Source organism: Actinomycetospora sp. (genome assembly GCF_036497245.1).
Taxonomy (GTDB): Bacteria; Actinomycetota; Actinomycetes; order Mycobacteriales; family Pseudonocardiaceae; genus Actinomycetospora.
Map to the genome: position 1 here is coordinate 1 of NZ_DASXJS010000141.1, position 4,211 is coordinate 4,211.

Genomic DNA, 4,211 nt, shown 5'->3' on the forward strand with positions numbered 1-4,211 from the left:
GGCGATGAGCGACGAGGCGGTGATCGTCCGGAACCAGGGGACGATCTTCCTGGGTGGCCCGCCGCTGGTGAAGGCCGCGACCGGCGAGGAGGTCACCGCGGAGGAGCTCGGCGGGGGCGACCTGCACGCGCGCACCTCCGGCGTCGTCGACCACCTCGCCGAGGACGACGCGGACGCGCTCGGGATGGTGCGGGACATCGTGGACACCTTGCCCACGGACCCGCCTCCGCCGTGGGAGCGTCGCGATTCGGTGCCGCCGTCGGTGGACCCGGCCGAGCTCTACGACGTCGTGCCGATCGACGGCCGGTCCGCCTACGACGTCCGCGAGGTGATCTCCCGGCTCGTCGACGACTCGAAGCTCACCGAGTTCAAGCCGGACTACGGGACGACCCTGGTCACCGGGTTCGCCCGGCTGCACGGGCACCCGGTCGGGATCGTCGCGAACAACGGGGTGCTCTTCCGGGAGTCCGCGCTCAAGGGCGCGCATTTCGTGGAGCTGTGCGACCAGCGCGGCATCCCGCTGCTGTTCCTGCAGAACATCACCGGATTCATGGTCGGGCGCGAGTACGAGGCCGGCGGGATCGCCAAGGACGGCGCGAAGATGGTCACCGCGGTCGCCACCACGCGGGTGCCGAAGCTGACCGTGGTCATCGGCGGTTCCTACGGCGCCGGGAACTACGCGATGAGCGGGCGGGCGTACTCCCCGCGGTTCCTGTGGATGTGGCCGAACGCGCGGATCTCGGTGATGGGAGCCGAGCAGGCGGCGACGGTGCTCGGCACCGTCGGGTCGAGCGAGGCGGGGTCGGTGCGCGACCAGTACGAGCACCAGGGCCACCCGTACTACTCGACGGCGCGGCTGTGGGACGACGGCGTGATCGACCCGGCCGACACCCGCACCGTGCTCGGTCTGGCGCTCTCGGCCTGCGCGCACGCCCCGCTCGACGACCCGCGCTTCGGCGTCTTCCGGATGTGAGGGACATGTTCTCGAGTGTGCTGATCGCCAACCGTGGCGAGATCGCGGTCCGCATCGCCTCGACCCTGCGCACGCGGGGCCTGCGCAGCGTCGCGGTCTACACCGACGCCGACGCGGGTGCGCCGCACGTCGTGGGCCCGTCGGCCGCCGACGTCGCCGTGCGCGTCCGCGACTACCTCGACGGCGGCGCCATCATCGAGGCCGCGAAACGGGCCGGGGCCCAGGCCGTCCACCCCGGCTACGGGTTCCTCGCCGAGAACGCCGCCTTCGCCCGAGCGGTGACCGGGGCCGGCCTGACCTGGATCGGCCCGCCGGCCGCGGCCATCGAGATGATGGGCGACAAGATCTCCGCGAAGTCCGCCGTCGCCCCGGCGGGTGTGCCTCTCGTGCCCGGTTCGCACGAGAAGGGCCTCACCGACGCCGAGCTCGCGGATGCCGCGCGCGAGGTCGGCTTCCCGGTGATGCTCAAGCCGAGCGCGGGCGGGGGCGGCAAGGGGATGCACGTCGTCACCCGCGACGCCGACCTGACCGACGCGATCGCCGCCGCCCGCCGCGAGGCCCGCGGCTCCTTCGGCGACGACACGCTGCTGCTCGAGCGGTACGTCACCGACCCGCGCCACGTCGAGATCCAGATCCTCGCCGACGCCCACGGTGGCGTCGTGCACCTCGGCGAGCGGGAGTGCTCGCTGCAGCGACGGCACCAGAAGGTCGTCGAGGAGGCCCCCTCGGCGGTGCTGGACGAGAAGCAGCGCGACGCGATGGGCCGGGCGGCCGTCGACGCCGCGACGGCCTGCGGGTACGTCGGCGCGGGCACCGTCGAGTTCGTCACGAACGCGGACGCGAGCGAGTTCTACTTCCTCGAGATGAACACCCGGCTGCAGGTCGAGCACCCGGTCACCGAGGAGGTCGTGCGCGTCCGCGGTGCCCGGATCGATCTGGTCGCCGAGCAGTTGCGCGTCGCCGCGGGCGAGTCGCTCGGGTACGGCCAGGACGACGTCACCCTCTCCGGCCACGCCGTCGAGGTCCGCCTCTACGCCGAGGACCCGGCCCGCGGCTTCCTGCCGACCGGGGGCCGCATCCTCGCCCTGGACTGGCCACCTCACACGCGGGTCGACGCCGGCGTGGTCGAGGGCTCCGAGGTCGGCAGCGCCTACGACCCGATGCTCGCCAAGATCATCGCCTACGGCCCCGACCGGACGGGCGCGCTCGACCGCCTCGACGCCGCCCTCGCCGCCACCACGGTGCTCGGCGTCGGCACCAACCTCGCCTGGCTGCGGACGCTGCTGGCCGACGACGACGTCCGCGCCGGACGCCTCGACACCGGCCTCATCGGACGGCTCGGGGTCCCGGACCCGACGGTGCCCGCCGACGTCGTGGTCGCCGCGGCGCTCGCGGGCCTGTTGCGCCTGCCCGACGCCGGGGAGGCGGGCGACCCGTTCGACCGGCTCGGCGGCTGGCGGCTCGGCGGCGAGCCCGCACCCGCGCGCTGGACCCTCGTCCCGGTCGGCGTCGAGCGCCCGGAACCGATCGACGTCGCCGTCCGCGGCCGCGCCGAGAACGCCTCCGTCGCCCTCGACGACGGCGAGCCCCTGCCCGCGTCGGCGCACCACGACGCGACCGGACTCGTCGTCACGCTCGACGGTCTGACCCGGCGCTACCGCACGGCCACCACCCCGGACCCCGGTTCTTCCCGTCGCTCCGCTCGCCCAGGTGTCACCTGGCTGGCCCGCGACGGCGGCGCATGGGCGCTCCGCGAACAGACCCGCCTCGCGGCCGCGGGCACTGCAGGGCCCGGCGACGGCGCCGTGGCGAGCCCGATGCCGGGCACCGTCACCGTCGTCGAGGTCGAGATGGACCAGCACGTCGAGGCCGGTCAGCGCCTCGTCGTCGTGGAGGCCATGAAGATGGAGCACGTGCTCACGGCGCCGGTCGCAGGCGTCGTCACGGAGCTGCCCGCGAAGGCGGGGGCCACCGTCGCGCTCGACGCCCCGCTCGTCACCGTCACGCCCGAAGCCGAGGAATGATCATGCAGCTGTCCGAGGAGCACGAGGCCCTGCGCGCGACCGTCGAGGACTTCGCGCAGAAGGAGGTCGCGCCGGCGATCGCCGACTTCTACATCCGCGAGGAGTTCCCCTACGACCTCGTCGCGACCATGGGCGAGATGGGTCTGTTCGGCCTGCCGGTGCCCGAGGAGTACGGCGGGATGGGCGGCGACTACGTCGCGCTGTGCGTCGCGCTGGAGGAGCTCGGCCGGGTCGACCAGTCGGTGGCGATCACCCTCGAGGCCGGGGTGTCGTTGGGGATCATGCCGATCCAGCGGTTCGGCTCCGACGAGCAGAAGCAGCGCTGGCTGCCCGACCTCGCGGCGGGCAAGGCACTGGGCGGGTTCGGGCTCACCGAGGCGGGTGGCGGGTCCGACGCCGGCGCCACGCGGACCACCGCCACCCAGGACGCCGGCGACTGGGTGATCAACGGCTCGAAGGCGTTCATCACCAACTCCGGCACGCGGATCACCTCGCACGTCACGGTCACCGCGGTCACCGACAAGCGGGACGACGGCAAGAAGGAGATCTCGGCGATCCTCGTGCCCTCCGGCACCGTGGGGTTCACCGTCGCGCCGAGCTACTCCAAGGTCGGCTGGAACGCCTCGGACACCCACGAACTGGCGTTCTCCGACTGCCGCGTCCCGGAGGAGAACCTCGTCGGGCAGCGCGGCAAGGGGTACGGGCAGTTCCTGTCGATCCTCGACGAGGGCCGGATCGCGATCGCCGCACTCGCGACCGGCGCGGCCCAGGGCTGCGTGGACGAGTCGGTGCGCTACGCCCACGAGCGCCAGGCGTTCGGCGCGGCCATCGGGACCTACCAGGCGATCCAGTTCAAGATCGCCGAGATGGAGTCCCGCACCGTCGCCGCCCGCCTCGCCTGGCACGACGCGGCCGAGAAGATGGCGGCCGGGAAGTCGTTCACCAAGGAGGCCGCGATCGCGAAACTCCTGTCGAGCAACGCCGCCATGGACAACGCCCGGGAGGCCACCCAGATCTTCGGCGGGTACGGCTTCATGAACGAGTACCCGGTGGCCCGCCACTACCGCGACTCGAAGATCCTCGAGATCGGCGAGGGCACCAGCGAGGTGCAGAAGATGCTGATCGCGCGGCGGCTGGGTCTGTAGGCCGAACCGCCCCGCCGGAACGAACGACTCGTTCGTGCAGCTAGAAGCCACGAACGAGTCGTTCGTTCC

At 72.7% G+C, this 4,211-nt stretch carries 3 protein-coding genes; all 3 read left to right on the forward strand.

Features of this window, described 5'->3' with window-relative positions:
• Positions 1–973, forward strand: a 973-nt coding sequence (locus VGI02_RS14915) for an acyl-CoA carboxylase subunit beta (RefSeq protein WP_331628181.1), incomplete at its 5' end; no start/stop codon positions are given.
• A 5-nt stretch (positions 974–978) separates the two neighbouring features.
• Positions 979–2,997, forward strand: a complete 2,019-nt coding sequence (locus VGI02_RS14920) for an ATP-binding protein (protein ID WP_331628182.1) — start codon at positions 979–981, stop codon at positions 2,995–2,997.
• Positions 2,994–4,142, forward strand: a complete 1,149-nt coding sequence (locus tag VGI02_RS14925; RefSeq protein WP_331628183.1) for an acyl-CoA dehydrogenase family protein — start codon at positions 2,994–2,996, stop codon at positions 4,140–4,142. The genes VGI02_RS14920 and VGI02_RS14925 overlap by 4 nt, the downstream gene beginning before the upstream one ends.
• The last annotated feature ends 69 nt before the right edge of the window (positions 4,143–4,211 follow it).

Coding starts and splice junctions, on each gene's coding strand:
- VGI02_RS14925 (WP_331628183.1), top strand. CDS start 2,994: ATGATCATGCAGCTGTCCGAGGAGCACGAGGCCCTGCGCGCGACCGTC.
- VGI02_RS14920 (WP_331628182.1), top strand. CDS start 979: ATGTTCTCGAGTGTGCTGATCGCCAACCGTGGCGAGATCGCGGTCCGC.